The sequence below is a fragment of the Streptomyces sp. NPDC002776 genome, assembly GCF_053592195.1.
This window is the reverse complement of the sequence record NZ_JBSFVG010000009.1, coordinates 256093-280535: the sequence shown is the minus strand read 5'-3', so window position 1 is coordinate 280535 and position 24443 is coordinate 256093. Positions and strand designations below refer to the sequence as shown.

Annotated in this window: 21 protein-coding genes; 9 read left to right on the top strand and 12 right to left on the bottom strand. The window is 73.4% G+C overall.

Annotation, left to right across the window (positions count from 1 at the left end; translation table 11 throughout):
* The first annotated feature begins 33 nt into the window (after positions 1–33).
* The 5 genes from paaA to paaE are packed head-to-tail and all read left to right on the top strand — an operon-like array spanning position 34 to position 3732.
* Positions 34–1002: a 1,2-phenylacetyl-CoA epoxidase subunit PaaA gene (gene paaA, locus ACWD11_RS20510; RefSeq protein ID WP_389417722.1), complete on the top strand. Its 969-nt coding sequence runs from the start codon at positions 34–36 to the stop codon at positions 1000–1002.
* Complete coding sequence (gene paaB, locus ACWD11_RS20505; RefSeq protein WP_389417723.1) at positions 999–1289, top strand: 1,2-phenylacetyl-CoA epoxidase subunit PaaB; 291 nt, start codon at positions 999–1001, stop codon at positions 1287–1289. Before paaA ends, paaB begins: the two co-directional genes overlap by 4 nt.
* Positions 1290–1298: 9 nt before the next feature.
* Complete coding sequence (gene paaC, locus ACWD11_RS20500) at positions 1299–2126, top strand: 1,2-phenylacetyl-CoA epoxidase subunit PaaC (protein WP_451284583.1); 828 nt, start codon at positions 1299–1301, stop codon at positions 2124–2126.
* On the top strand, positions 2120–2626 hold the full coding sequence (gene paaD / locus ACWD11_RS20495) for a 1,2-phenylacetyl-CoA epoxidase subunit PaaD (RefSeq protein WP_389417725.1): 507 nt from the start codon (positions 2120–2122) through the stop codon (positions 2624–2626). Before paaC ends, paaD begins: the two co-directional genes overlap by 7 nt.
* Positions 2626–3732 (top strand): 1,2-phenylacetyl-CoA epoxidase subunit PaaE, encoded by a 1107-nt coding sequence (gene paaE, locus ACWD11_RS20490; protein WP_451284580.1) that lies wholly within the window; start codon positions 2626–2628, stop codon positions 3730–3732. Before paaD ends, paaE begins: the two co-directional genes overlap by 1 nt.
* A 142-nt stretch (positions 3733–3874) precedes the next feature.
* Here paaE and ACWD11_RS20485 read toward each other — a convergent pair whose 3' ends face one another.
* Complete coding sequence (locus tag ACWD11_RS20485) at positions 3875–6049, bottom strand: hypothetical protein (RefSeq protein WP_389417727.1); 2175 nt, start codon at positions 6047–6049, stop codon at positions 3875–3877.
* A 93-nt stretch (positions 6050–6142) separates the two neighbouring features.
* Positions 6143–6529: a DUF5997 family protein gene (locus tag ACWD11_RS20480; protein ID WP_451284578.1), complete on the bottom strand. Its 387-nt coding sequence runs from the start codon at positions 6527–6529 to the stop codon at positions 6143–6145.
* 57 nt (positions 6530–6586) lie between these two features.
* On the opposite strand from ACWD11_RS20480, the gene ACWD11_RS20475 reads away from it, so the two are divergent.
* Complete coding sequence (locus ACWD11_RS20475; RefSeq protein ID WP_389417729.1) at positions 6587–7321, top strand: LysR family substrate-binding domain-containing protein; 735 nt, start codon at positions 6587–6589, stop codon at positions 7319–7321.
* 17 nt (positions 7322–7338) lie between these two features.
* Here ACWD11_RS20475 and ACWD11_RS20470 read toward each other — a convergent pair whose 3' ends face one another.
* The 4 genes from ACWD11_RS20470 to ACWD11_RS20455 all read right to left on the bottom strand — a co-directional run bounded on the left by ACWD11_RS20470 (position 7339) and on the right by ACWD11_RS20455 (position 12338).
* Entirely contained in the window at positions 7339–10146 is a 2808-nt protein-coding gene (locus ACWD11_RS20470; RefSeq protein ID WP_451284576.1) for a beta-L-arabinofuranosidase domain-containing protein, read from the bottom strand.
* A 145-nt stretch (positions 10147–10291) separates the two neighbouring features.
* Entirely contained in the window at positions 10292–11050 is a 759-nt protein-coding gene (locus ACWD11_RS20465; RefSeq protein ID WP_451284574.1) for a hypothetical protein, read from the bottom strand.
* Positions 11051–11110: 60 nt separating this feature from the next.
* Positions 11111–11803 (bottom strand): HAD family hydrolase, encoded by a 693-nt coding sequence (locus tag ACWD11_RS20460; RefSeq protein WP_451284572.1) that lies wholly within the window; start codon positions 11801–11803, stop codon positions 11111–11113.
* Positions 11804–11861: 58 nt separating this feature from the next.
* On the bottom strand, positions 11862–12338 hold the full coding sequence (locus ACWD11_RS20455) for an Lrp/AsnC family transcriptional regulator (RefSeq protein WP_389417733.1): 477 nt from the start codon (positions 12336–12338) through the stop codon (positions 11862–11864).
* 195 nt (positions 12339–12533) lie between these two features.
* Between ACWD11_RS20455 and ACWD11_RS20450 the strand changes: the two genes are divergently transcribed.
* Both ACWD11_RS20450 and ACWD11_RS20445 read left to right on the top strand, forming a co-directional pair.
* Positions 12534–14060, top strand: coding sequence for an FUSC family protein (locus tag ACWD11_RS20450; RefSeq protein WP_451284570.1), 1527 nt, complete (start codon positions 12534–12536; stop codon positions 14058–14060).
* 752 nt (positions 14061–14812) lie between these two features.
* The gene (locus ACWD11_RS20445) at positions 14813–15841 is read left to right on the top strand and encodes a lactonase family protein (protein ID WP_451284568.1); all 1029 of its coding nucleotides are present in this window, start codon (positions 14813–14815) and stop codon (positions 15839–15841) included.
* Positions 15842–15929: 88 nt separating this feature from the next.
* Here ACWD11_RS20445 and ACWD11_RS20440 read toward each other — a convergent pair whose 3' ends face one another.
* From ACWD11_RS20440 to ACWD11_RS20425, 4 genes are all read right to left on the bottom strand, one after another.
* Entirely contained in the window at positions 15930–16850 is a 921-nt protein-coding gene (locus ACWD11_RS20440; protein ID WP_389417736.1) for a sirohydrochlorin chelatase, read from the bottom strand.
* Between the two features lie 119 nt (positions 16851–16969).
* Positions 16970–17947, bottom strand: a complete 978-nt coding sequence (locus ACWD11_RS20435; protein WP_451284566.1) for an N-acetylglucosamine kinase — start codon at positions 17945–17947, stop codon at positions 16970–16972.
* Positions 17944–18621, bottom strand: a complete 678-nt coding sequence (locus ACWD11_RS20430) for a uracil-DNA glycosylase (protein WP_451284564.1) — start codon at positions 18619–18621, stop codon at positions 17944–17946. The genes ACWD11_RS20435 and ACWD11_RS20430 overlap by 4 nt, the downstream gene beginning before the upstream one ends.
* Before the next feature lie 73 nt (positions 18622–18694).
* Positions 18695–19780, bottom strand: a complete 1086-nt coding sequence (locus ACWD11_RS20425) for a WD40/YVTN/BNR-like repeat-containing protein (protein WP_389417739.1) — start codon at positions 19778–19780, stop codon at positions 18695–18697.
* A 255-nt stretch (positions 19781–20035) separates the two neighbouring features.
* On the opposite strand from ACWD11_RS20425, the gene ACWD11_RS20420 reads away from it, so the two are divergent.
* A complete protein-coding gene (locus ACWD11_RS20420) occupies positions 20036–20629 on the top strand; it encodes an Rv1733c family protein (RefSeq protein ID WP_451284562.1) in 594 nt (197 codons plus the stop codon).
* Positions 20630–20689: 60 nt separating this feature from the next.
* On the opposite strand, the gene ACWD11_RS20415 is transcribed toward ACWD11_RS20420, so the two are convergent.
* Positions 20690–22675: a HEAT repeat domain-containing protein gene (locus ACWD11_RS20415; RefSeq protein ID WP_451284560.1), complete on the bottom strand. Its 1986-nt coding sequence runs from the start codon at positions 22673–22675 to the stop codon at positions 20690–20692.
* 93 nt (positions 22676–22768) lie between these two features.
* The gene (locus ACWD11_RS20410) at positions 22769–24424 is read right to left on the bottom strand and encodes an acyl-CoA dehydrogenase family protein (protein ID WP_451284558.1); all 1656 of its coding nucleotides are present in this window, start codon (positions 24422–24424) and stop codon (positions 22769–22771) included.
* Positions 24425–24443: the final 19 nt, after the last annotated feature.

The following is a 24443-nucleotide window of genomic DNA, read 5'->3' as shown; positions in this document are numbered from 1 at the left end:
CCGAACGAATGGTCGGTTGGGAAGCTGGTGGAGATGACCACGACACACCACGCCGAGGCCTCGCCCCCGGAGGCACTCCAGGAGCACTTCGACGCGACGATCGCGCGCGACCAGCGGATCGAGCCGCGCGACTGGATGCCGGACGGCTACCGCAAGACGCTGGTCCGGCAGATCGCGCAGCATGCCCACTCGGAGATCATCGGGATGCAGCCCGAGGGCGAGTGGATCACGCGCGCCCCCTCGCTGCGCCGCAAGGCGATCCTCTTCGCCAAGGTGCAGGACGAGGCCGGACACGGGCTGTATCTGTACTCGGCGGCGGAGACCCTCGGTGCCGACCGCGCGGACCTCACCGAGCGGCTGATCGAGGGCCGCCAGAAGTACTCGTCGATCTTCAACTACCCGACGCTGACCTTCGCCGACGTCGGCGTGATCGGCTGGTTCGTGGACGGCGCCGCGATCTGCAACCAGGTCCCGTTGTGCCGCAGCTCCTACGGCCCCTACGCCCGCTCGATGGTCCGCATCTGCAAGGAGGAGTCCTTCCACCAGCGGCAGGGCTACGAACTGCTGATGACGATGATGCGCGGCACCGACGCCCAGCGCGAGATGGTCCAGGACGCGGTGAACCGCTGGTGGTGGCCCTCGCTGATGATGTTCGGCCCGCCCGACGACGCCTCCCCCAACTCCGCGCAGTCCATGGCCTGGAAGATCAAGCGGCACAGCAACGACGAACTGCGGCAGCGCTTCGTCGACATGACCGTCCCGCAGGCCGACAAGCTCGGCGTGACCCTGCCCGACCCGGAGCTGAAGTGGAACGCCGAGCGCGGCCGGCACGACTTCGGCACCCCGGACTGGGACGAGCTGATGCGGGTCATCAAGGGCGGCGGACCCTGCAACGACCAGCGAACGCAGCGGCGCAGAAGCGCCCACGAGGAAGGTGCCTGGGTGCGCGAGGCGGCCACCGCACACGCGGCCAAGCGGGCCCGGAAGGAGCCGGCGGCATGAGCAACTCGCAGAACTGGCCGCTGTACGAGGTGTTCGTGCGCGGCAAGCGCGGCCTGAACCACGTCCACGTGGGCTCGCTGCACGCCGCCGACGACGCCATGGCCCTCACCCACGCCCGCGACCTGTACACCCGGCGCAACGAAGGCGTGTCGATCTGGGTGGTGCGCTCGGAACACATCGCGGCCTCCACCCGCGACGAGAAGGACCCCTTCTTCGCCCCCAGCGCGGACAAGGTCTACCGCCACCCGACGTTCTACGACATCCCCGACGATGTCCCGCACATCTAGGAGCCGTGGATGAGTGAGGACCACGTCTACCTGACCCTCGCCGAGGGCCACGAGGACGACACCCGCTGGGCGTACGGCACCGGCTTCGAGGACCCCCTGCACGGCGTCGACACGACCGTGCCCGAGGGCGTCGACGCCGGCGAACTCGCCGCGTCCTGCGTCGCCCTGGCCGACGACGCGCTCGTCGCCGCCCAGCGCCTCGCCGAGTGGATCACCCGCGCCCCCGAGCTGGAGGAGGAGGTCGCGCTCGCCAACATCGGCCTCGACCTGCTCGGCCAGGCCCGGCTGCTCTACTCCCGCGCCGGACAGGCCGACGGCACCGGCCGCGACGAGGACGCCTACGCCTACTTCCGCGACTCGGCCGACTTCCGCAACGTCCGGCTCACCGAACTCCCCAACGGCGACTTCGCGTTCACCGTCGTACGGCTGCTGGTCCTGTCCAGCTGGCGGCTCGCCCACTTCCAGCAACTGGTCTCCCACCCCGACCCGGTGCTCTCCGCCGTCGCCGCCAAGGGCGTCAAGGAACTGACCTACCACCGGCAGTACGCCGCCGAGTGGGCGGTCCGCCTGGGCGACGGCACCGAGGAGTCCCACCGCCGGATGCGCAAGGCCGTCGAGCAGGTCGCCCCGTACCTCGGCGAACTGTTCACCGCCTGCGACGTCCGCGACGAGGTCGTCGCCGTGCTGCGCCAGGTGACGGAGGAGGCCGGGCTGCCCATGCCGGTCTACCGGCCGTCCCCCGGCAGCGGCCGCGCCGGCGAGCACACCGAGCATCTGGCCCCGCTGCTGGAGGAGTTGCAGAGCGTGGCCCGCGCCCACCCGGGGGCGACATGGTGACCCTCCAGCTCGACGCGCGGCACGCCCGGCACATCGCCGAGCAGGTGCCGGACCCCGAACTGCCCATGCTGACCCTCGCCGACCTGGGCGTCCTGCGCGAGGTGACGCTCACCGAGGACGGCACCGTCGTCGCCGAGCTCACCCCCACCTACTCGGGCTGCCCCGCCATGGCCGAGATGCGCGCCGACGTCGCCGCCCGTCTCCGGGACGCCGGATACCCGCGCGTGGAGATCCGCACCGTCCTGAACCCGCCGTGGACCAGCGACTGGATCACCCCCGAGGGCCGCCGCAAGCTGGCCGAGCACGGCATCGCCCCGCCCGGCCCCGCCCCGCGCGGCCCGGTGCCGCTCACCCTGTCGCCGATCCGGCGCACGGTGCCCTGCCCGCGCTGCGCCTCCGCGGACACCGAGGAGACCTCCCGGTTCGCCGCCACCTCCTGCAAGGCGCTCTGGCGCTGCCGTGCCTGCCGCGAGCCGTTCGAGTACGTCAAGGAGATCTGATGGCCCCGACCGCCCCCGCCGAGGCCGTGAAGCCGCGCCCGCGCCGCCGCCCGGTCTTCCACTCGCTGCGGGTCGCCGCCGTGCAGCCGCTGTGCGAGGACGCCGCCGCCGTCGGCTTCGAGATCCCGCCCGAGCTGGCCGAGGAGTTCGCCTTCGCGCCCGGCCAGTCCCTGACCCTGCGGCGCGTGACCGACGGCCGGGACGAGCGCCGCTCGTACTCGATCTGCACCCCCGTCGGCACCGCCCCGCGCATCGGCGTACGCGTGGTGCCCGGCGGCCTGTTCTCCTCCTGGCTGGTCAACGAGCTGCGCCCCGGAGACACCGTGGAAGTGATGGCCCCGACCGGCAGCTTCACCCCCGACCTGACCACCCCGGGCCACCATGTGCTGCTCGCCGCGGGCTCCGGCATCACCCCCATGCTGTCCATCGCCGAGTCCGTCCTGGCCGCCGACTCCCGCTCCCGGGCCACCCTCTTCTACGGCAACCGCCGCAGCGGCACGGTGATGTTCGCCGACGAACTGGCCGACCTGAAGGACCTGTACCCGAGCCGCTTCCAGCTCGCCCACGTCCTGTCCCGCGAACCCCGGGAGGCCGAGGTGCTCTCCGGCCGCCTGGACGCCGAGCGGCTGACGGCGCTCATCGACGGCCTGGTCGACGTGCCCGGTGCCGACCACTGGTGGCTGTGCGGCCCGCACGGCATGGTCCGCGACGCCCAGCGGGTCCTCGACGGACTCGGTGTCCCGGCCGACCGGGTCCACCAGGAGCTGTTCTACGCCGACGACGAGCCCGTACGCGAAGTGCACCACACGGAGTCCGGGCCGGCCGGTCCCGTCAGCCAGGTCACCGTCGTCCTCGACGGCCGCTCCACCACCTCCGCCCTGCCCCGCGAGCGGTCCGTCCTCGACGGCGCCCAGCGCAGCCGACCCGATCTGCCGTTCGCGTGCAAGGGCGGCGTCTGCGGCACCTGCCGGGCCCTGCTCACCGACGGCAAGGTGGACATGCGGCGCAACTTCGCCCTGGAACCGGCGGAGGTCGAGGCGGGGTACGTCCTGACCTGCCAGTCGTACCCGGTCTCCGAGACGCTGACGGTGGACTACGACAGCTGACATGCCTCCGGCCGTCCCGCACGGTGGCGGGACGGCCGGAGGCATGTCGAGGGCGAGGAGAGCGAAGGGACTAGCATCGAATCCGTTTTCGCGGAGGTAGAAGGAAGCCCCCTCATGGCCTCGCCGCGGCTCACGCTATCAGTCACTCCGGTATCAGGTCGCGCAGATTTTCGAGGGTCACGATCCGCGACTCCGGGTGCAGCCCCTCGGGCCGCTGCAGCCCGATGTAGGTGACCGGACCCTCCGGGACCTCGCTGCCGTCCCACACCGTCACGGCACCGCCGACCATCAGCTCCGCCAGATAACGCACCGTCAACTGCTCCCGCTCCACGATGCCGCGCAGCAGCGCCGCCACCGAAACCTGGTTGCCCTCGACCCGGTTGGACGCCGGCGCGCCCCGCAGGTACAGATGCAGCCACTTGGCCCGCCACCGGCCGTCGGCCCCGCGCAGGAAGGCGAGCGGCAGCGCCACCCGGCCCGGACCCCGCAGCTCCGACTTCATCCGCACGGTCCGGGGCTCGAACGGCCGCCCCTTCTGCTCGCCCTCGCGCAGCATGAACCCGAAGAACGACTCGGCGACCTCCTCGAAGCCCTCCCCGGAGTAGAGGTTGACCTGCGGCACGACGAACGTCCCGCGCACCGCCCCCAGCCGGAGGTTGATGAACTCCGAGGCCCCGTGCGGCGCTTCGGTGATGTCACCGGAGTGCTCGCCCTCCACCTCGGTCAGCTGGGTGTACGACAGCCAGCAGACCGTCGCGTAGTCCTGGTCCAGCATCAGGGCCGACAGGTCGTAGTCGGTGTCCCGGTGCCGCTGCTTCCAGTACACGAAGAACCGCAGCAGCTCTCCCTCGACCGGCGAGAGCGAACCCCGGGGCAGCACCCCGAGCCCGGCCGCCGTGGCACGTCCGCTCAGCGGCAGCGCCACGTCGAGGACGTCGGGGTCGACGAGCAGCTGTCCCGGGTCCGGCAGCCGGCGGCGCAGCTCGGCGTCGAGCGCGTCGATCAGCCGCGCGCGCTCGGGCGCCGGCACCGGCGCGCGCAGATCGTCCGTCACCCAGGCCCGGCCGAGCCGGTTGATGAACACCCGGCGCCGGTCGGTGCCGTCGGTCCGGTTGTGCAGATGCTCACGGACCGACAGCAGGACCCGGCCGGAGACCTCCGGGGCGACCGCCTCCGCGGCGGCCACGACGGCATCGCGCTCGCGCTGCTCCCCGCAGGTGCGCAGCAGCCGGTCCAGCGACCGGAACAGCCGCCCGGGCGCGGACTTCAGCAGTTCCGCGGCCCCTACGACGTCGTCCGCGCCGAGCAGTTCCTCCACCCGGCGGTCGAAGGACGGCGCCTCGCGCTCACCGCGCGCGACCGCGAACACCTCGGCGGCGTGCGGCCACCGCGGGAACTCGTGCGGATGCAGCCGCTCACCGAGCCGCTTGAACGCCTCGCGGTGCACGGGTACGTCGGCGAGCTTGCCCGGCGCCGCCGCCACGACGGAGTCGAGCCCCGCGAGCAGCGCGCGGCGCGTCGCACGGGACAGCGCCCGGAACCTGGTCGGCTCCTGGAGGGTGACGTCTCCGTCGCACAGCGCGCACGCCAGCCGCAGTACGTCCGTGACCGTGTCCAGCAGCGGCACGGCCCCCGCCGCCAGCCGCGCCCGGTTGACCACGGCCCGGTTCTCCCGCACCGGGATCTTCTCCGGCTGCGGTCCGTCGGCGCACAGCCCGGCGAGGAGCGCGAGGTCGGCCAGGTGCTCCTCGCCCAGCGGGGTGGTGGACCCCGCGAGCGCCAGGTACAGGCCGCCGACCTCGTCCTCGAGCGTGCCGCCCAGGTGCAGGACGGTCACCCGGTCACCGCCGGCGGCGATCAGCTCGTCGTGGGCGGCGAGCATCTCGGCGTACGAGTGCTGGTAGCGGCCGTAGGACGGCAGGGTGAGCAGGTTCACCACCCCGCTGCTCAGCTGGGCGAGGACGGCCGGCCGTACCGACTCGTCGGCGAGGGCCCGGACGATGCAGTCCCGCCAGAAGTCGAGGGTGTCCGGCACGTTCGCCGGGAAGTCGACGAAGTAGACGTTGTGCCGGACGTGGTCGCCGACCATGGTCCGGACGGTGCCGAGGGTGCGCTCGGCGAGGGCGGCTACCGTCTCCTCGGACAACCCCGACAGGTGCTCCAGCAATTCCGCGGAGAGCTTGAAGCCCACGGACATCAAAGCGGCGTCGAACTGCCGCGCCACCACCTCGCCCCGCGCCGGGGACCCCGCGGGCCGCGCGGGCAGGGGGAGACGGTGAGTGTGCCGGACGACCAGCGATTCCAGGCTGCGATCCATGCCGGGATGCTCCCAGAATCGCACGCGTGTACGCATGCGGGTTTTCCCGGCAGGGCTTTCCCAGCAGGGCTTCTTCGGCAGGTGGACGAGGGGTCAGGACTCCTGGCGCTCGGCGTCCCGCTGCTTCAGGCGGGCAGCCTCCTTGCGGACCTCCGCCTGGGTGGCGCGCTCCTTCTGCAGCCACTCGGGCTGCTCCTGCTTCACCGCCTCGATCTGCTCGGTGGTGAGCGGCTCGGTGACCCCGCCCCGGGCGAGGCCCGCGATGGACACACCGAGCTTCGCCGCGACCACCGGACGGGGGTGCGGGCCGTTGGCGCGCAGGTCACGCAGCCACTGGGGCGGCTCGGCCTGGAGCGCGTTCAGTTCGGCGCGCGAGACGACACCCTCCTGGAACTCGGCGGGGGTGGCCTCGAGGTACACACCCAGCTTCTTGGCGGCGGTGGCCGGTTTCATCGTCTGGGCGGTCTGGTGCGACGTCATGCCTCAAGGGTATCGAGTGGGTGAACGACCGCCGACCACGGCCGGTAACCTGGCCAGGTGACAGGCTCGGAAGCACCTCCATCGTTCCGGCTCGCGTACGTTCCCGGAGTGACACCCTCGAAGTGGGTGCGGATCTGGAACGAGCGCTACCCCGACGTCCCCCTGGAGCTCGTCCCGGTCACCGCGGCCGAGGCGCCCGGGGTGCTGCGGGACGGCGGCGCCGAGGCCGGGTTCGTCCGGCTGCCGGTCGACCGTACGTTCTTCAGCGCGATCCCCCTCTACACGGAGACCACGGTCGTCGTGGTCCCCAAGGAGCACGCCGTGGCCGCCGTCGACGAGGTCACCGCGGAGGACCTGGCCGACGACGTCGTCTTCCATCCGCTGGACGACGTCATCGGGTGGGAGCGGCCGCCGGGGCAGCCCGGCTTCGAGCGCCCGGCCACCACCGCGGACGCCGTCGAGCTGGTCGCGGCCAATGTCGGCCTGCTGGTCGTGCCCCAGTCACTGGCCCGCCTGCACCACCGCAAGGATCTCACCTACCGCACCCTGGTGGACGCCCCCCAGTCGGGCATCGCCCTGTCCTGGCCGGAGGAGGCCACGACCGACCGGATCGAGGACTTCATCGGCGTGGTCCGCGGCCGCACCGTCAACAGCACCCGCGGCCGCTCGGCCCCGCAGGCCGAGGAGCAGCCCAAGCGCAAGCGCCCCGAGCCCGCACCCGCCCGCCGCAAGCCCGCCCCGGCCAAGAAGAGCGCCCCCGGCCGCCGCGGCAAGCCCCGCCGCAGGTCGTAGGCCGTCTGGCCCCGGGGTCAGGGGGCGAAGGTGGCCCGCTCCGCCGTGCGCACCACCGTCCGCCCGTCCGCCCCGCCCAGCAGCCCCGCCGCCACCCACGCGTCCACGGTGGACCGCACCCGGGACAGCAGGGCGGCCTTGCCGCCGAACGGAGCCCCGGCCCAGATCGCATCCAGCAGAGTGGTGCCGTCGGGACGTGCCGGGTTGGCGACACCGGAGTCCGTGGTGCCGAAGACCACCCGGGGCTCCACCCGCCGGAAGTAGGCGTGTGTGGGGTCCTCGGTGCCCTCGAAGAAGGGGGCGAACTCGGTGCCGTTCAGGGTGTAATGCAGCGGCTTGCCCGCGACCGGGGTGAGGCTGGGCAGCAGGTCGCCGGAGAGACCGGCGTTGCGGTAGAGCCCCAACTCCAGATACACGGTGGCGGAGTTGCGGCCGACCAGGTTCACCGGGCCGTAGAACAGCGTCTGCAGCGACGGGTCGTCGAGGGCCTTCTCCACCCGGAGCCGGAAGGGCACGGCGATCCGGACGACATCGCCGCCGCGCCACGTGCGGGACACCGTGAAATAGCTGCCGGGCGCCGGAGTGCCGGACACCGCACGGCCGTTGACCGTGACGCGGAACCCGGCCGTCGCCCAGGGCGGCACCCTGAGCCGCAGCTCGAAGGCCGCGCTGCCGCCCGCGAAGGTCAGGGTGGACCCCTGCTCCCTGGGATAACCGGTGGTCTGGGTGACGGTGAGGCCCCGCTCCGCCCAGGTCAGCGTGGACGGGCTGTACAGGTTGACGTAGAGGGCGCTGCCGTCGGCCTTGCGGAAGTACACGGAGTCCTGGTACTTGGTGGCGCTCTCCATGCCGGTGCCCTCGCAGCAGGTGGTGCCCTGCTTGGGCGTGTAGTCCCGCACCTGACCGGGCGTCAGCCCGATGAAGTAGGTGACGAGCGGCTTCTCCGCGTCGGGCTTGTCCTGCTTGGAGCCGAGCACCTGGTTGTAGAGCGCCCGCTCGTAGTAGTCCATGTACTTCGGCGCCTGCTCGTGGAAGAACAGCGTGCGGCTCAGCTTCAGCAGGTTGTACGCGCAGCAGGTCTCGGCGGTGGTGGCGCCGAGGGTCCCCGCGATGACGCCCCGCGCCTTCCAGAACTCGCCGGTGCTGGTGCCGCCGATGCCGTACATGCGGTGCGGGACGACCATGTCCCAGAAATTCCTGGCGGCGTCGAGGTAGCGCCGCTCGCCCGTCGCGTCGTACAGCCCGAGGTACCCGGTGAAGATCGGTATGTGCTGGTTGGCGTGGAGCCCGTCGAGGATGTCGGTGTTCGCGGCGCAGGAGTCGATGAGCCGGTCGAGGTCGAACAGCCGGGCCAGCGCGAGGTGTTCGGCCTTGCCGGTGAGGGCGTGCAGATCGCAGACGGCCTCGACGATGCCGCCGAACTCACCGCTGGAGAACAGGCCCCACATACGCTGCAGCGTGGCCTCGGGCAGCCGGGACAGCCGCGCGTGCATCCAGTCGGCCATGCCGGAGGCGAGGTCGAGGGCGCGGGCGTCGTCGGTGGCGAGGTAGGCGTCGAGGACGCCTCGGAGGATCTTGTGCGCGGTGTAGTACGGCGCCCACACCTGCGTGTAGTCGCTGCTGGTCCTCGACTCCAGGTCGATGAACTGCGTCTCCGGGTAGGCGGCCAGGAAGCCGGGGTGGCTGGGGGCGCCCCAGGTGCGGCGCAGGGCGGTGGTGAGGTTCCGGCCGGAGGCGTCCGCGAAGGTGCCGCCTGCGGTCTCGTCGAAGGCGTACGACGCCAGGTCGCCGCGTCCGGCGGAGGAACCGGCGGCGCGTTCGCTCTGCAGCTCGGTGATCTCGGCGGCCGTCAGGGCCCGCGACCAGATGTTGAACTCGTCGTAGGCGCCCGCGAAGACGGGGTCGGCGGCGTAGTTCGAGCGGCCGAGCCAGTTGTTGACGGGGGTGCCGAGCGCGGCCGGCGTGAGGGTCATCGCGGTGTTGCGGGCCACCTCGGTGCCGTTGACGTACAGGACGCCGGTGCCGTTCGCGAGGGTGACGGCGAGGTGGCTCCACCGGTGGAGCGGGAGCGCGGCGGTGCCGTTCAGGCCCTGCTCGGCGCCCGGGCCCGCGGTGGTGAGGGCGAAGCGCGGCACTCCGTCGGCGTTGCGGGCGGCCAGGTACATGTACCGCGTGGTGTCGTCACCGAAGTCGAAGACCCGGGCCCAGTCACCGTCGTGGGTGGGCTTCACCCACGCCGACAGGGTCACCGCGGACGTGCCGCCGAGGACGCCGGAGGGCAGGTCGACGTACTGGTAGGAGCCGCGCACGTTCTCGACCGCGGTGCCGAACTTCCCTGTGGTGCTCAGTACTTGCGGGTCCTCGCGCAGGGCCGCGCGCACCTCGGTCAGCGCGCCGACCATGGTGCGCAGCCGGTCGGCGAAGACCTGCTCACCGGTGCTCGCCCAGGCCTGCGCGAGCATGGTCATGAAGTGGCCGGTGTAGTGCCCGCGGAGGTTGCCGTTGGCCTCCCCGTCCAGCCCCTCCCAGCCGCCGGGGGCGACCGCGTCACCGGTAGGCAGACCGGCGTTGGCACGGAAGACCTGCAGCAGCCGGTGCACGTCGTAGCCGCGGGCGTGGTCGAGCATCAGCCTGCGCTTGTCGGCGAAGAGGCCCTGGCCGAGGGTGACTTGGCCGAGCGTGAAGGGCCGTACGGACCAGGCGGCCGGTGCGGCGGCGGAGGGTGCTCGAGCAACGTCCGCCGCGGCGGGGGAGGCTGGCGCGAGGGAGGCTGCGGCGAGGGCCGAGGCCTGGAGAAGGGAGCGTCTGGAGAGGGACGGTGCCATGGGTGCTCCTCCACGGGTCCACGTCGTGCTCACGATGACCGACAAGTGCCTTGCCGGCATTTCGAACAATGTGCGAAGAGTCGACCAGACGATAGGGAGGAGGCGCGTGGGGGTCAACAGGTCCGGAGCGGTCAGTTCCGGCCGTTCAGTCGGAGGAGACGCTCGGGATCTCCTTGGCGGCCTTGTTCACCGGCGCGACGAGCAGCCACAGCACGGCGACGCCGGCCAGGATGCCGGTCCACATCGCGTGCACGCCGGAGAGCAGTGGCGCGGCGAGCAGAAAGGGCACGCCGTAGACCAGCAGCCAGCCCAGAGCGCCGCGCAGGGTCCAGCAGTCCTCGGCGCCGGCGCCGAAGCCGACGGAGAAGCCGCCGATGATCCCGCCCATGAGCCCGGTGATCAGCAGCACCACCCCGGTGACCACCCACCGCCCCGCGGTCAGCCATCTGTCCGGGTCCGTCGCCGAGGCCGTGGCGCCGAGGGCCAGCACCAACCCGGCGATGGGCACGGCGATCAGCACGAGGTTCGCGATCCTCAGCGTGTTCCACAGCCACTCGGGGTCACCCCAGTTGTCGGACGCCAGACCGGCCACCCGAGGCGGCCGGCTGCCCGCGTCGGCGACCAGGCCGCGCCGCAGCCAGCGCGCGGCCCGCCACAGCAGTACGGCCCACAGCACCCCGCAGGCCAGTCCGGCGCCGCCGACCGCCAGAGCCGTCCGCGGCCCCGTCCCGTCGGGATGCGCCCACAGCAGGACCCCGGCCAGCCATCCGAGCACCACCGCGGCCCCCGCGGCCAGCCGGGCGGCGACGGTGAACAACCGCCCGGTGCGCTCCGCCCCTTCCCGGTCGGCGTGCAGGCGATAGAGCTCGTACACGCGGATCAGCTCACCGCGCGACGCCGTCATCGGGGCAGCCCGGGGCCGCGGAGCATCCGGATCATGCAACGCATGACCATCGAGACCGGCTCAGGGTTGCCCCGCGGCGGCGAGCCATTCGTACGCGGCCCGCGCCGTGAACTCCGGCTGGCCGCCCCGCAGCAGGAGCCCGGCCGTCGCGAACTCGGGGGCGTCGGCCTGCGCGGCGACGTACGGGATCGCGATGCAGCGCATCCCGGCGGCGTGCGCGGCGGCGGCGCCCGGGGCGGCGTCCTCCAGGACCACGCAGTCGGCGGGTTCGGCGCCCAGGCGGCGGGCCGCCTCCAGGAAGACGTCGGGGGCGGGCTTGCCGTGCTCGACCTCCTCGGCCGAGACGATCGTGCGCAGATGGGTGTCCAGGCCGGTGCCGGCCAGCACCGCCTCGATCGCCTCCCGCGAGGAGCCCGACGCCACCGCCATCGCCACCCCGTCGGTGGCCAGCAGCTCCACGAACTTCCGCATCTCCGGGTACACGCCGGTGGAGGCGCGGGCGAGGTCGAGGTAGCGGCGGTTCTTGGCGGCGAGGAGTTCCTCCACCGAGGCCCGCAGGCCGTAGCGGGCTTTCCAGTCGGTGACCGTCTCCAGGGTGCTGATGCCGACGTAACCCTCGTGCTCGGACCAGGAGAAGTCCGGCACGCCGTGCTCGGCGAGGGTCTGCCGTCCCGCTTCGTAGTAGTTCGGCTCGCTGTCCACGAGCGTTCCGTCCAGATCGAAGATGACCGAGATGCCGCCGAGATTGCTCATGGAGCCAGCATGCCAAGGGCCACTGTCGGGGTTCACCGGCGGGCTTTATATGTGGTCCTTATGTGCGGGCCGAGCGGCCCACCGACTCCACCAGCGGCAGCAGCCGGTGCGCCACCCGCTCGCGCAGCGCCACCTCGGTCCGGGTGCGGACCACACCGGGCAGGCTGATCAGCTTCTGGATCACGTCCTCCAGGTGCGCGTTGTCCCGCGCGACCACCCGGGTCAGCAGATCCCCGCCGCCCGTGATCGAGAAGGCCTCCACGATCTCCGGTACGGCGGCCAGCGCGTCGCCCACGTCGTCCAGGTGTCCCTGGGTGACCTCGATGTGCACGAACGCCAGGACGGGGTGGCCGAGGGCGCCGGGGGAGAGGGCGGGGCCGGTGCCGGTGATCACGCCGTCCCGTTCCAGGCGGTCGAGCCGGGCCTGGAGGGTGCCGCGGGCGATCCCGAGGATGCGGGCGTACTCGCGCACGCTGGTGCGCGGTTGCTCCAGCAGCAGCCGCAGGATGCGGGTGTCGAGCTCGTCCACGGCCATGGGCCCGGCCTCCTCCTGCATGGTCCGTTGGCCCGCCGGTGGGCGGGCCGGGACCGAATTTCCTGTACCAATGGACCAGCATATTCGACGCCACTTGAGCCAGCAGTCGGGCTGATGCTGCAATGGGCCCGTCGATGGCGCTGCGGACCTCCGCGGCGCCTTTTTCATGCCGGCCGGAGAAGGGGGCGGACAGCAGTGCTGAAGAGGGTGTTCATGGCGCCGGACCCGGGACGGGCGCGGCTGCGCTTCGCCGCGCGGGCCGTCGTCGGCATCGGTCTCGCGGTGGTCGTCTGCGGGCTGGCCGGGCACTCCCTCGTCGGCGCCGTCACCGGCGGCCTCGCCGCCCTGCTCGCCCTGTTCACCGTCACGGACCCCACGGTCCGCGGCCAGGCGGTCACCACCGCGCTGCTGCCGCTCGTCGGCCTGCCCGTGCTCGCCGCGGCGGCGGAGCTGCACGACCAGCCGCTCGCCCGCGACCTCACCTTCCTCGCGGTGGTCGGCGCGGGCGTGTACGCGCGCCGCTGGGGGCCGCGCGGGCACAGCCTCGGCGTCTTCGCGTTCATGACGTTCTTCGTGGCGCAGTTCCTCCAGGCGACCCCGCGCCACCTCCCCGAGCTCTACGCCGCCCTGCTGCTGTCCCTGCTCATCGCCTTCGGCGTGCGCTTCGGCCTGTGGTGCTACGAGCGCCGCCTGCCCCCGGCGCCCGTGCCCGCCGCCCCCGGCGGCACCGGCCTGGCCCGGATCACCACACGCCAGGCCGTCCAGGCCACCGCCGGCGCGGGCTTCGCCCTCGTGGTGGGCCAGCTGATCTCCGGCGAACGCTGGTACTGGGCCGTCGGCGCGACCTGGTGGGTCTTCGTCAACACCACCTCGCGCGGCGAGACACTCGTCCGCGGCTTCCGCCGGGTCCTCGGCACGGTCATCGGCATCGGCCTCGGACTGGTGATCGCGCTCCCGGTGAACGGCGCGCCCGCCCCCACGGCCGTCATCCTGGCCGTCTGCGTCTTCGGCATCTTCTACACGGCCGCGGTCTCGTACACCTGGATGATGCTCTGCGTCACCCTCCTCGCCGAGCTCCTCTACGGCCTGCTCGGCGTCCTCGATCCCGCGCTGCTGGCGCTGCGCCTCGCGGAGACCGGGGTCGGCGCACTCGGCGCCGTCCTCGCTGTGCTGTTCGTCCTGCCCGTCACCACCCACGCCGTCACCGACGCCTGGATCCAGCGCGCCCTGCGCTGCGTCCACGCCGCCACCGCGGAGGCCGCCGCCCGTCTGGCGGGCTCCACGACAGCCGACCCGGCCTCCCGGGTGGCCGAGCTGGAGCAGCTCCTCGGCCGGGTCCGGCTGTCGGTCGCCCCGCTGGTCCACCCGCTCAACCCGATGCGGGGCCGCAAGCGCCGCGCCCGCCGGGTCCTCGCCCTGCTCGACGACTGCGCCTGCGAGATCCGCGGCCTGGTGGCCGTCGCCGCCGACCCGGTGGCCTCCCACGACGCCCGTCTGGCCGCGGCGTGCTGGCGCGTCGAGGCCGCGGTCGAGGCGCTCACCGGCGGTACGGACATCACCGCCCCCGGCGAACAGCCACCGGCGGCGGACCCAGCACTGGCCCATCTGCACGGCCTGGAGCGGGCACTGGCGGAGCTTGCGACACCGCTCAGAAGGCCGTCGGGGTCCCCGTTGGTCGGCCCTGGAGGCCCGGGCGCGGGGTCTCCACTGGTCGGGGCCTGAGGTCTGGGCTCGGGGTGTCTGGGGTCGGGGTCTGAGGTTTGGTCGCCGGGTCTCTGCGGTCGGATCGGGGGTCCGGGCGTCGGGTCCCGCTGGTCGACGCCCGAGGTCCCGTCGCCGGGTCTGGGCGCTCGGCTCCGGAGGTCCGGGCGCCGGGTCTCCGCTGGTCCGCTCCGGAAGTCCGCGCGCCGCTCAGCTCGGGACGCGTCTTGGGCCCCCGCCGTGCCTGATGGGGCGTGCCGGCGGCGGCCCTCACCGTGGTCCGGTGGGGTGTTTTGGCGGGGGCCTCTGCCGTGGTCCGGTGGGGTGTCTTGGCAGGAGCCTCTGCCGTGGCCCGGTGGGCGTTCTAGCGGCAGCCCTTGCTGTGGCCGGTTGGCGTGCTGGCGGCAGCCCCTGGCGTGGCCGGTTGGAGTGCTGGTGGCGGGCTCCGCCATGGCCCGGTGGAGCGTACCAGCGGCAACCCTCGCCGTGGCTCGGTGGGGCCTACTGGTGGCAACCCTCGCCGTGGCTCGGTGGGCGTGCTGGCGGCAGCCCTCCGTGGCCCGGCAGGGCGCCCTGGCGGAGCGCCACGCCGGTCCCACGTAAGGCGCCCTGGTGGCGCGCTCCTTACCGGGCGTCCCCGGCATCCCGGCGTCGCCCGGTAAGGCCTCCTTCCGCCCCGCTGACGTCGCCGCATGTGGGTTACTTGGTCTAGACCGCGTTTGATCGACTGCTACCGTCACCTCCGGACGGCACCCGACCGAAAGGGGACAGCGGTGGCAGACGGTGGCAGGCGGGCCTTCATCGGGTCGTTCACGGCGGCCGGAGGGCCAGGCATCGTGACGGCGGCCGTGGACGCCGACAGCGGGGCACTGACGGTCCTCACCGGCACGGACGACGACCTGCCCGACCCCTCCTACCTGGCCCTGGCGCCCGACGGCGGCACGCTCTACGCGGTCAGCGAGACGAGCGAGGGAGCCGTGGCCGCGTACCGCGTGACCGGCACCAGGCTCGATCCCCTCGGTTCACCCACCCCCGTGGCCGGCAGCGGCCCCACGTATCTGGGCCTGTACGACGGACACGTCCTGACCGCCAACTACGGCTCCGGAAGCGTCAGCGCCGTACCCGTGCGCCCCGACGGCTCCCTCGGGAGCGCCCCCTCCGGCGTCCTCCCGCACACCGGCTCCGGCCCCTACACGCCCCGCCAGCAGGCCCCGCACGCCCACCAGGTGCAGGCCGACCCCAGCGGGCGCTGGGCCGTCAGTGTCGATCTCGGCACCGACTCGGTACGGGTGTGCACCCTGACGGACGGCCGCCCGGAACTCCACGGGGAGTACGCGCTGCGCCCCGGCTCGGGCCCCCGCCACCTGGCCTTCCACCCGGACGGCACGCACGCGTACGTGATCAACGAACTCACCCCCACCGTCACCGTCTGCCGCTGGGACACCGCCGACGGCTCCCTGAAGCCCCTCGCCGAGACGCCGGTGCTGCCGGGCGCCCCGGCGGGCGACGCGTACCCCTCGGGCATCGTCGCCTCACCCGACGGACGCTTCCTGTGGACCGCGACCCGCGGCGAGGACGTCCTGTCCGCGTTCGCCGTCGAAGGAGACACGCTCCGGCTGCTCGGCACCGTGCCCTGCCGGGGCCACTGGCCCAGGGCGCTCACCGAGGCGGGCGGCTTCCTGTACGCGGCCAACGAGCGCTCCGGCGACGTGGCCTGGTTCGCCGTGGACCCGGCGTCGGGACTGCCCCGCTACGGCGGCTCCATCGAGGTCCCGGCGGCATCCTGCGTGCTCATCGGCTGAGCGGCCTCGCGGCACCTGCGCGTACGACGAAGGGCCCGCTCCTCGTGGAGCGGGCCCTTTCCGTCGTGCGTCGGGCGTCGGCCGGGTCTCAGCGGACCGGCGCGCCCTGCGGCTGCTGGGGGGCGATGCCCAGCGCCGTCGTGTACTTGGCCAGGGCCAGCTTGCCGATGGCCGGGTAGGCGCCGAGCGGCTCGGCGGCGGAGCAGCCCGCCTCCTGCGCGGCGTCCTCGATCAGCGCCGGGTCGATCTCCGGCCCTATCAGGTACGGGGCGAGCGCCAGCTGCTGCGAGCCGGAGCCGCGCAGCTGCTCGGCGACGGAGGCGATCGAGCCCTCCTGGTCCAGGGCTGCCGCCATCACCGGCACGGCGAGGCGCGCGGCGAGCAGCATGCCGGTGATCCCGGCCGCCTGCACGGCCTCGTCGCCGCCCACGGACGCCAGGATGATGCCGTCCGCGGCGGTCGCCACGGTGAACAGCCGGGCGCGGTCGGCGCGGGCCAGCCCGGCCTCCGACAGCCGCACGTGCAGCGCCTCGGCGAGCAGCGGGTGCGGACCGAGCGCGTCGGTCAGATCGGCGGCCACCCGGCTGTCCATCACGGCCTGGCGGACCTGGCGCAGCAGCGAGTTGTCCGGACCGGCCAGCAGCGGAACCACGACCGCGACCGGACCCTCGGGGGCCTTGGCCTCCACACCCGCGGCGATCGCCTGCTCGTAACGGGCGGTGCGCTCGTGGGCGGTGTGCGCGAGCACGCTCTGCAGGGTGGGGAACTCCGCGTCGTCCCCGTCGAGGTACCCGATCCGGGCATCCAGGCCGGGCAGCTCCGAGCGGGCGATGCTCACGACCTCCTCGGCGAGGCTGCGCGTGGGGGCGCCCGGCGTGCCAGGGACCGCGAGGACGAGCGCGGGCGCGCCCTCGGGAGCAGCCAGAGGCTCGGGTCGGCGGTGCCGGCCCGGCTGTCGGGGGCGCGGCATTCGTACTGGCAGGCCGGCGGGCCCAGTGGGGGAGCTCATGGCGCCGCATGTTACTGGCTTCCTGGGCTCCCCTGTTCGGGGAGGGTGCAGGTGAGCGGTATCCGTCCGGTTTTGTCTGATGAGTTACGCGCGTTGCGGCACCGGGCGGGCGCAGGCGATCAGTCCTCCCCGTCCCTGACCACGCAAAGCATCGATTCGTCACCCGGCAGAGTGAGCGCATCCGACGCCAACTCCGTCGCGATCCGGACAGCCCCGAGCAACGGATCCCCGTCGGCCGCCACCCGCCGAGCGTGCGGCAGACGGCGCGACAACTCCGCCTCCAGGGGTACGAGGAGGGGGTCCCCCATCCTGAACAGCCCGCCGGTGAGCGCGACTCGCGGCTCCCCCTCGGCCGGGCAGACGGCGGCCGCCGACTCGGCCACGTGCCGGGCCGCCTCCCGCAGGATGCCCGCGGCGACCGGGTCGCCCCCGGCGCAGCCGGCCACCTCGGGCGCGAAGGAGGCGAGAACGGCGGGACGGTCGGGCCGCGGGTACAACTGCCCGGGCAGTCCGGGCATCGGTCCGAACAGCTTCTCGGCGCGGGCCAGCAGGCCGTTCGATCCGCCGGGCCGCCCGTCGTACGCCCGCAGGGCCGCCTCGAGTCCCGCCCGCCCGATCCATGCCCCGCCGCCGCAGTCGCCCAGCAGATGGCCCCAGCCGTCCGCCCGGCGCCAGCGCTTCAGGTCGGTGCCGATGGCGATCAGACCGGTACCGGCCGCGAGGACGACACCGGGCCGGGACCCGAGGGCCCCGGCGTAGGCGCTGACGGCGTCGGCGACCAGCGCGACCCTGCGGATGCCGAACGCCCGCCGCAGCGCGGCCGGGAGCTCCGCGCGCAGACCGTCCCCGAGCGAGGCGAATCCCGCGGCCCCGATCGCGGCGGTGTGCACCTGGGCGAGCCGGGCCTCGGCGGCCGACTCCCGCACCAGGGGCACCAGTTGCTCCATGAAGTGCCCGGCGTCGATCCCGCGTGAACCGGTGCGCACCGGCTCGCGGGACTCCCGCTGGGCCAGCACGCCCCGTTCGACGGTGCCGACGACGACCCGCAGCCCGGATCCCCCCGAGTCGACGGCGAGGAGTCCGCGGGCCCCGGTCACGGCAGGCGCCAGTCCACCGGCTGACCCCCCTGTCCGATCAGCAGGTCGTTGGCCCGGCTGAACGGCCGCGAGCCGAAGAAGCCGCGGTCGGCCGACATGGGGGAGGGATGGGCGGACTCCACCGACGGCAGACTGCCCAGCAGAGGGCGCAGATTGCGGGCGTCCCGGCCCCACAGGATGGACACCAGCGGCTTGCCGCGCGCGGCCAACGCCCGTATCGCCTGCTCGGTGACCTCCTCCCACCCCTTGCCGCGGTGCCCGGCGGGCTTGCGCGGAGCCGTGGTCAGTGCCCTGTTGAGCAGTAGCACGCCCTGCTCCGTCCACGGTGTCAGATCACCACTGGACGGCTGCGGCAGCCCGAGGTCGGTGGTCAGCTCCCGGTAGATGTTGATGAGGCTGCCGGGCAGCGGACGCACCTCGGGCGCGACCGAGAAGGACAGCCCCACCGCGTGTCCCGGTGTCGGATACGGGTCCTGTCCGACGATCAGGACGCGCACGTCGTCGAAGGGCTGCTGGAAGGCCCGCAGCACATTCGGTCCGGCGGGCAGATAGGTGCGTCCCGCGGCGATCTCCGCGCGCAGGAAGTCGCCCATCTCGGCGATCCGTCCGGCGACGGGTTCCAGGGCCTTCGCCCAGCCCGGTTCGACGATCTCATGCAAGGGTCGTGGTGCCACGGGCGTCACCCTACTGCCGTACCCACAGCGGCGATCAACCGGTGGCCGGGGCCCGGCCGTGACCCGGTGCGGCTCATCCGACCACCGCCGCGCGCACGCACAGCACGTCCGGCAGATGCGAGGCCAACTGCCGCCAGCTGTCGCCGTCGTCGGCGGAGGCGAACACCTCGCCGTTGCGGTTGCCGAAGTACACGCCCGCCGGGTCCGCGTCGTCGGTGCACAGGGCGTCCCGCAGCACCGTGCCGAAGTGGTCCTCCTGCGGCAGCCCCGCCGACAGCGCCTCCCACGTCTTGCCCGCGTCCGCCGTGCGGAAGACCCGGCATCTGCGGTCCGCGGGCACCCGGTCGGCGTCGGCGGTGATCGGGAAGACGTATGCCGTGTCGCCGCGGTGCGGATGGGCGGCCGCGGCGAAACCGAACGTCGACGGCAGCCCCTCGCCGATGTCGGTCCAGGTCGCGCCCGCGTCGTCGCTGCGGTACACCCCCCAGTGGTTCTGCAGATACAGCCGGTCCAAAGTCACCGCGTCCCGCGTCACCTTGTGCACGCACTGGCCGAACTCCGGGTTGGGGTCGGGCAGGAACACCGCGGAGACACCGGAGTTGGAGGGCGTCCAGCTCGCGCCGCCGTCCGAGGTACGGAAGACGCCCGCGGTCGACACGGCCACGGTGACCGACCGCGGGTCCCGGGTGTCGGTCAGCACCGTGTGCAGGCCCTCTCCGCCGCCGCCCGGCACCCACTGGGAGCGGGTGGGGTGCTCCCACAGCGGGCGGACCAGCTCGAAGCTCTCCCCGCGGTCCTCCGAGCGGTACAGCGCGGCCGGTTCCGTGCCCGCGTAGACCACGTCCGGTTCGGCCGCCGCCGGGTGCAGCTGCCACACCCGCTCCAGTGAAGCCCCGGTGTCCTTGGGGAACTTGACGGCCGGCTGGGCCGGTTCGGTCCAGGTGCGGCCCAGGTCGTCGGAGTGGAACACCGACGGCCCCCAGTGCGCGCTGTCCCCGCCGGCCAGCAGCCGCGGAGTCTCACCGCGGGTGTCGATGGCGACCGAATACACGGCCTGTGCGTTGAAATAAGGGCTCTCGTCGAACTCCCAGGCGCCACCCCGCTTCCGGCCGATGAACAGGCCCTTGCGCGTGCCAACCGCCAGCAGTACCTCGGTCATGCCGATCACCTCCGCGACGTCTTTGTCTCAGACACCGGCCAGTCTGCACCCCGGCACTGACAGTCACCTCTGGAAACGGCTTCGTCGCAGGTCAGCGCGGCGATGATAGCCAGCAGCCCGGACGGGAGGGGCGGTTTCCCCAAGACCCGAGCGAGGGGTGAGCGGCGTGTGCGACGGTCGGGGGACCGGCAGATGGCGTGAGCGTCGGGGCGCCGTCCGTCGTATGGGAGGGCGGCCCGGCAGGTCGGTGTGCGCATGAGGAGGAAGCCCGCGATGGCGCTGCGAGGTCCGCTGCGAGGTCCGAGGGTGTGGTGGTGGCGCTGGCGGCGCAATCCGCTCAAGCGCCGTGCCGACGCGGTGGAGTCCTGGGTGCTGCTGGGGGCCGGGGCGCTCACCGTCCTCGTGGGCGTGGCCGTCGGCCTGGCCACGGCCGGTTCCATCGAGCACGGCCTGGCCCGTGAGCGCGCCGAGTGGCGCCCGGTGCGGGCGCGGCTGACCGCTCACGCGCCCGGTGTCTTCAACGGCGAGCGGATGTGGGCGCAGGTGTCCTGGACGGCCCCGGACGGCTCCCACCGCACCGGCCAGGTCCGGGTCCGCCCGGGCAGCGAGGCCGGGACCGCGGTCACCGTCTGGACGGACCGCACCGGCCGTCTGGTCACCGAGCCCGCCACCGCCGCCCAGGCCCGCTCGCGCGCCGCCCTCGCCGGGGGCCTGGTGGGAGCGGGCGCGGCGGTCGTGCCGTTCGCGGGCGGCCGGATGCTGCGCGGACGCCTGAAGCGGCAGCGGATCGACCAGTGGGAGACCGAGTGGACGCGCTTCGGGCCGCTGTGGGGGCGCACGACGGGGTGAGCGGTGGGGCGGGGCTCAGGGCCAGGGGCCCAGCAGGGGGGGCACCTCCTGGCAGACAACTCACCCCGTTGCCGCCTGTTGTTGCGTCCAGGGAGCCGGCAGCACCTCCCGGCACAGGCGCAGTAGGTCCTCGTCGTGCGGGATGTCGTGGCTGCCGTACCCCTCGGAGTGGGCCGTGTGGCGGCGGAGCGCGGCGAGTTCCGTGGCCACGAGGTCGCCGAGCGGGGCGCCTGCCGGGCCCATGGCGCGCAGACACACGGCGATCCGGCGGCGCAGGTGCGGCTTCTCCGTCCAGGCGGAGCGCAGCACAGGGTTGACCGTCTCAACCTCGCCGCCGATCCGCCACAGGGCGCACGCCGCCGTCGCCCGTCGTTCCGCCGGCCCCGGAGAGTCGGCCGCCCGGCGCAGCTCCGGCAACGCGGCACGGGCCGCCTGTCCCATCCGCCCCAACACCTCGGCCGCCGTCCCCCACCGACGGGAGTCCCGGTGTCTCAACTCACCCAGCAGCACGGGGAGTACAGCGGAAGCATCCCCGTCGATCGACCACAGGGCAGCCGCCGCCGGGACGGCGAACTCCGTGTCCAGCAGCCGCGACAGCGCCGGTACGGCCTCCCGCGCGGCGGAGCCCCACGCGCCGAGCGCCGGGACCGCGTACTCGACGGCCCCGCCGGCCTCCAGCAGCCGCAGCGTCTCAGGCACCGACTCCGCGTCCCCGAGCCCGCTGAGCGCCCGCAGCAGCGGCGCCGCCCGCCCCGGTGTCCCTGGATCGTCGAGGGCGAGCGAGCCCAGGCGGCGCCGCAGCGCCGGTGCGAGCGGTGCCGCGGCGGCGCCCAGCCAGGAGATCTCATGACCCAGGTCGTCCGGCACCACAGCCCCCGCCAGCACATCGCCCAGCACCGGCACGGCCCGCGGATCCCCGCACCGCACCAGTGCCCGCAGCGGATCACCCAAGGCGGGCGCGCCGTGCTCCCAGTGCCGGACCCATAGATCGGGACGGGCCGTCACCAGTCTGTGCAGACCGTCCGCCGCGGGAGCGGCGAGCTCGAAGAGCTGCTTCAGCGCGGCCACCGCAGCGTCCCGCAACCGGTCCTCCGACGCGTCCAGTTGCGCCCCGATCAGCGCGACCGGCTCGCTGAAGTCGGCACGCCAGGTGCGGAACAGCCCGCCCGACATCCACACCGCGTTGCACCGGTCCGCCCACTCCGGGCTGCTCAACTGCCCGACCAGCAGGGCGATCCGGTCGCCGGTCCGGCCGTCGAGCGCGTTGTGCAAAGTGCGCAGCAGCTGGGAGCCCTCCTCGTCGGACGGCCGCAGCCGGCGCAGCCGTCCGACGAGGGTGTCGGTGTGCGGGCGGGCGCACAGTGCCGCCTGGCGGGACCGCCGTTCGGACCGCTCCTGCAGCAGCCGGACGGCGGTGGGAACCAGGTCGGCGGGTATGCGGTCGGGCGCGCATCCGGCGAGCTGGCCGAGCGCGGCCAGTCGCAGCTCCGGCCCGTGCGGCAGCGCGGCCTGGGCCGCCAGGAGGTCCACCGCGGCGTCGGCGTGCGCGGGGTTCCGCCGGGCGTACAGTCCCAGGCTCTCGACGAGGGCGAGCAGGACTCGGTCGTCCCGCTCCACGGTGAGCCGCTCCCGTAACAGGTCCAGCACCCGGGCCGGTTGGTCCAGGAACCGCACGAGCGCGCCCGGAGCCGTTCCGCGCACCCCGGGGTCCGGGTCCCCGGTGAGCCGGGCGAAGACCTCGGCGCCGGCCCGTACGGCGGACGGCCCTTCGCCTTCCCCGCCGATGCTGACCAGCAGCTCCACGACGGCGCCCCGGTCCGGCAGGTCCGGGCGCGCCGCCAGCGCGAACAGGAACGGAACGCAGGCGAGCGTCGAGTCGTACACGTCTCCCTGGTGGTGCACGGCGCCGTACAGACCGTCGAGCGCGGTCTCACGCTCGGCGGGGTCCGCCGAGGCCAGGCCCCTCAGCAGTGCGGGCACGTCCTCGGCGCTGCCGTACGCATGGCGCATCGAGGCCCAGTCGACCTCGTCGATCCCCGTGAACACGTCGTCCTCCCCAGGCAAGTGCCTTCTGCTCCGGAGTCTGCACCACGGCACTGACAACGGGGTGGAATCGAGACGTGACCGTGTGCGATCCGGTCAGTGCGCGGCGGGCAGGGCCCGCTCCAGGACGGTGTCCAGGTCCGCGCTGCCGGGCAGGGTGCCGAAGGCGTGCCCCCAGTCGCCGCCCAGGCGGGTCGCGCAGAACGCGTCGGCCACCTCGGCCGGGGCGTGCCGGACCAGCAGGGACGCCTGGAGTGCCATCGCCATCAGCTCCACCAGACGCCGGGCACCGGTCTGGGAGGCCTCGGACAGCATGCCCTTCAGCCGGATCACGGCCGCGTCGAGGCGGGCGTCCGCCCCCTGCGCCAGGGCGAGTTCGCCGAACAGCGCCTCGGCCGCGCCCTGTTCCCTGCCGAGCGCCCGCAGCACGTCGAGGGCGTTGACATTGCCCGAGCCCTCCCAGATCGACAGCAGGGGAGCCTCGCGGTAGTGGCGGGGCATGCCGGAGTCCTCGACGTAGCCGTTGCCGCCGAGGCACTCCAGGGCCTCCGCGGTGAAGGCCGGGCCGCGCTTGGTGACCCAGTACTTGCCGACGGCGGTGGCGATCCGCCGGAACGCCGCCTCGCCCGCGTCCCCGCGCACCGCCCGGTCGGCCGCTCCCGCCAGCCGCAGGGTGAGCGCGGTCGCGGCCTCGGACTCCAGGGCGAGGTCGGCCAGAACGTTGCGCATCAGCGGCTGATCCAGCAGCCGTGCGCCGAACGCGCTGCGGTGCCGCGCGTGATGCCCGGCCTCCACCAGCGTCTTGCGCATCAGCGCCGCGGACATCGTCACGCAGTCCAGACGCGTGCAGTTGACCATCTCGATGATGGTCTTCACGCCCCGGCCCTCGGGTCCCACCAGCCAGGCGACGGTCCCGTCGAACTCCGGCTCGCAGGAGGCGTTGGAGCGGTTGCCCAGCTTCTCCTTGAGGCGCTGGACGCGGAAGGTGTTGCGGGTGCCGTCGGGCAGGACGCGCGGCACGAGGAAGCAGGACAGACCGCCCGGCGCCTGTGCCAGCACCAGGAAGAGGTCGCACATGGGCGCCGAGGTGAACCACTTGTGGCCGCGCAGGGTGTACACCCCGGGTTCGGCGGTGGGCGTGGCCGTGGTGGTGTTGGTCCGGACGTCCGAGCCGCCCTGCTTCTCGGTCATCCCCATGCCCGCGAGCAGGCCCCGCTTCTCCGTCGGCACCCGCAGTCCCGGGTCGTACTCCCTGCTGGTCAGCAGGGGTTCGTAGACCTTGGCCAGCTCCGGCTGGGCGCGCAGCGCGGGGACGGCGGCGTAGGTCATCGACGTCGGGCAGCCGTGTCCGGCGTCGGTGTGCCCCCACACCAGAGTGCCGGCGCTGCGGGCGACATGGGCGCCCGCCCGCTCGTCCGCCCACGGGGCCGCGGCCAGTCCTTCGGCCACCGCGACCCGCATCAGGTGGTGCCAGCTCGGATGGAACTCGACCTCGTCGACGCGGTGGCCGTACCGGTCGTGCGTGCGCAGCTCCGGCTCCCGGCGGTTGGCCTGCTCGCTCCACTCCTGGGCGGCGACACCGCCGGCCTCGCGGCCCAGCCGCCGGATGTCCTGCTCGGCCCACCCGGCGCCCTCGCGCCGCAGCCCCTCGAACAGGGCCGCGTCCTCGGAGGCGTCGTAAGGGGCCAGGGGCGGGGGCTGGTTGGTGACGTCGTGCGTGGCGTACGGCGCGTGCTCGGGTGTCAGGACCATACGAGGAGTGTTGCACTTT

Coding starts and splice junctions, on each gene's coding strand:
- paaA (WP_389417722.1), top strand. CDS start 34: ATGACCACGACACACCACGCCGAGGCCTCGCCCCCGGAGGCACTCCAG.
- paaB (WP_389417723.1), top strand. CDS start 999: ATGAGCAACTCGCAGAACTGGCCGCTGTACGAGGTGTTCGTGCGCGGC.
- paaC (WP_451284583.1), top strand. CDS start 1,299: ATGAGTGAGGACCACGTCTACCTGACCCTCGCCGAGGGCCACGAGGAC.
- paaD (WP_389417725.1), top strand. CDS start 2,120: ATGGTGACCCTCCAGCTCGACGCGCGGCACGCCCGGCACATCGCCGAG.
- paaE (WP_451284580.1), top strand. CDS start 2,626: ATGGCCCCGACCGCCCCCGCCGAGGCCGTGAAGCCGCGCCCGCGCCGC.
- ACWD11_RS20485 (WP_389417727.1), bottom strand. CDS start 6,049: ATGGATCGCAGCCTGGAATCGCTGGTCGTCCGGCACACTCACCGTCTC.
- ACWD11_RS20480 (WP_451284578.1), bottom strand. CDS start 6,529: ATGACGTCGCACCAGACCGCCCAGACGATGAAACCGGCCACCGCCGCC.
- ACWD11_RS20470 (WP_451284576.1), bottom strand. CDS start 10,146: ATGGCACCGTCCCTCTCCAGACGCTCCCTTCTCCAGGCCTCGGCCCTC.
- ACWD11_RS20465 (WP_451284574.1), bottom strand. CDS start 11,050: ATGACGGCGTCGCGCGGTGAGCTGATCCGCGTGTACGAGCTCTATCGC.
- ACWD11_RS20460 (WP_451284572.1), bottom strand. CDS start 11,803: ATGAGCAATCTCGGCGGCATCTCGGTCATCTTCGATCTGGACGGAACG.
- ACWD11_RS20455 (WP_389417733.1), bottom strand. CDS start 12,338: ATGGCCGTGGACGAGCTCGACACCCGCATCCTGCGGCTGCTGCTGGAG.
- ACWD11_RS20440 (WP_389417736.1), bottom strand. CDS start 16,850: ATGAGCTCCCCCACTGGGCCCGCCGGCCTGCCAGTACGAATGCCGCGC.
- ACWD11_RS20425 (WP_389417739.1), bottom strand. CDS start 19,780: ATGACCGAGGTACTGCTGGCGGTTGGCACGCGCAAGGGCCTGTTCATC.
- ACWD11_RS20420 (WP_451284562.1), top strand. CDS start 20,036: ATGAGGAGGAAGCCCGCGATGGCGCTGCGAGGTCCGCTGCGAGGTCCG.
- ACWD11_RS20410 (WP_451284558.1), bottom strand. CDS start 24,424: ATGGTCCTGACACCCGAGCACGCGCCGTACGCCACGCACGACGTCACC.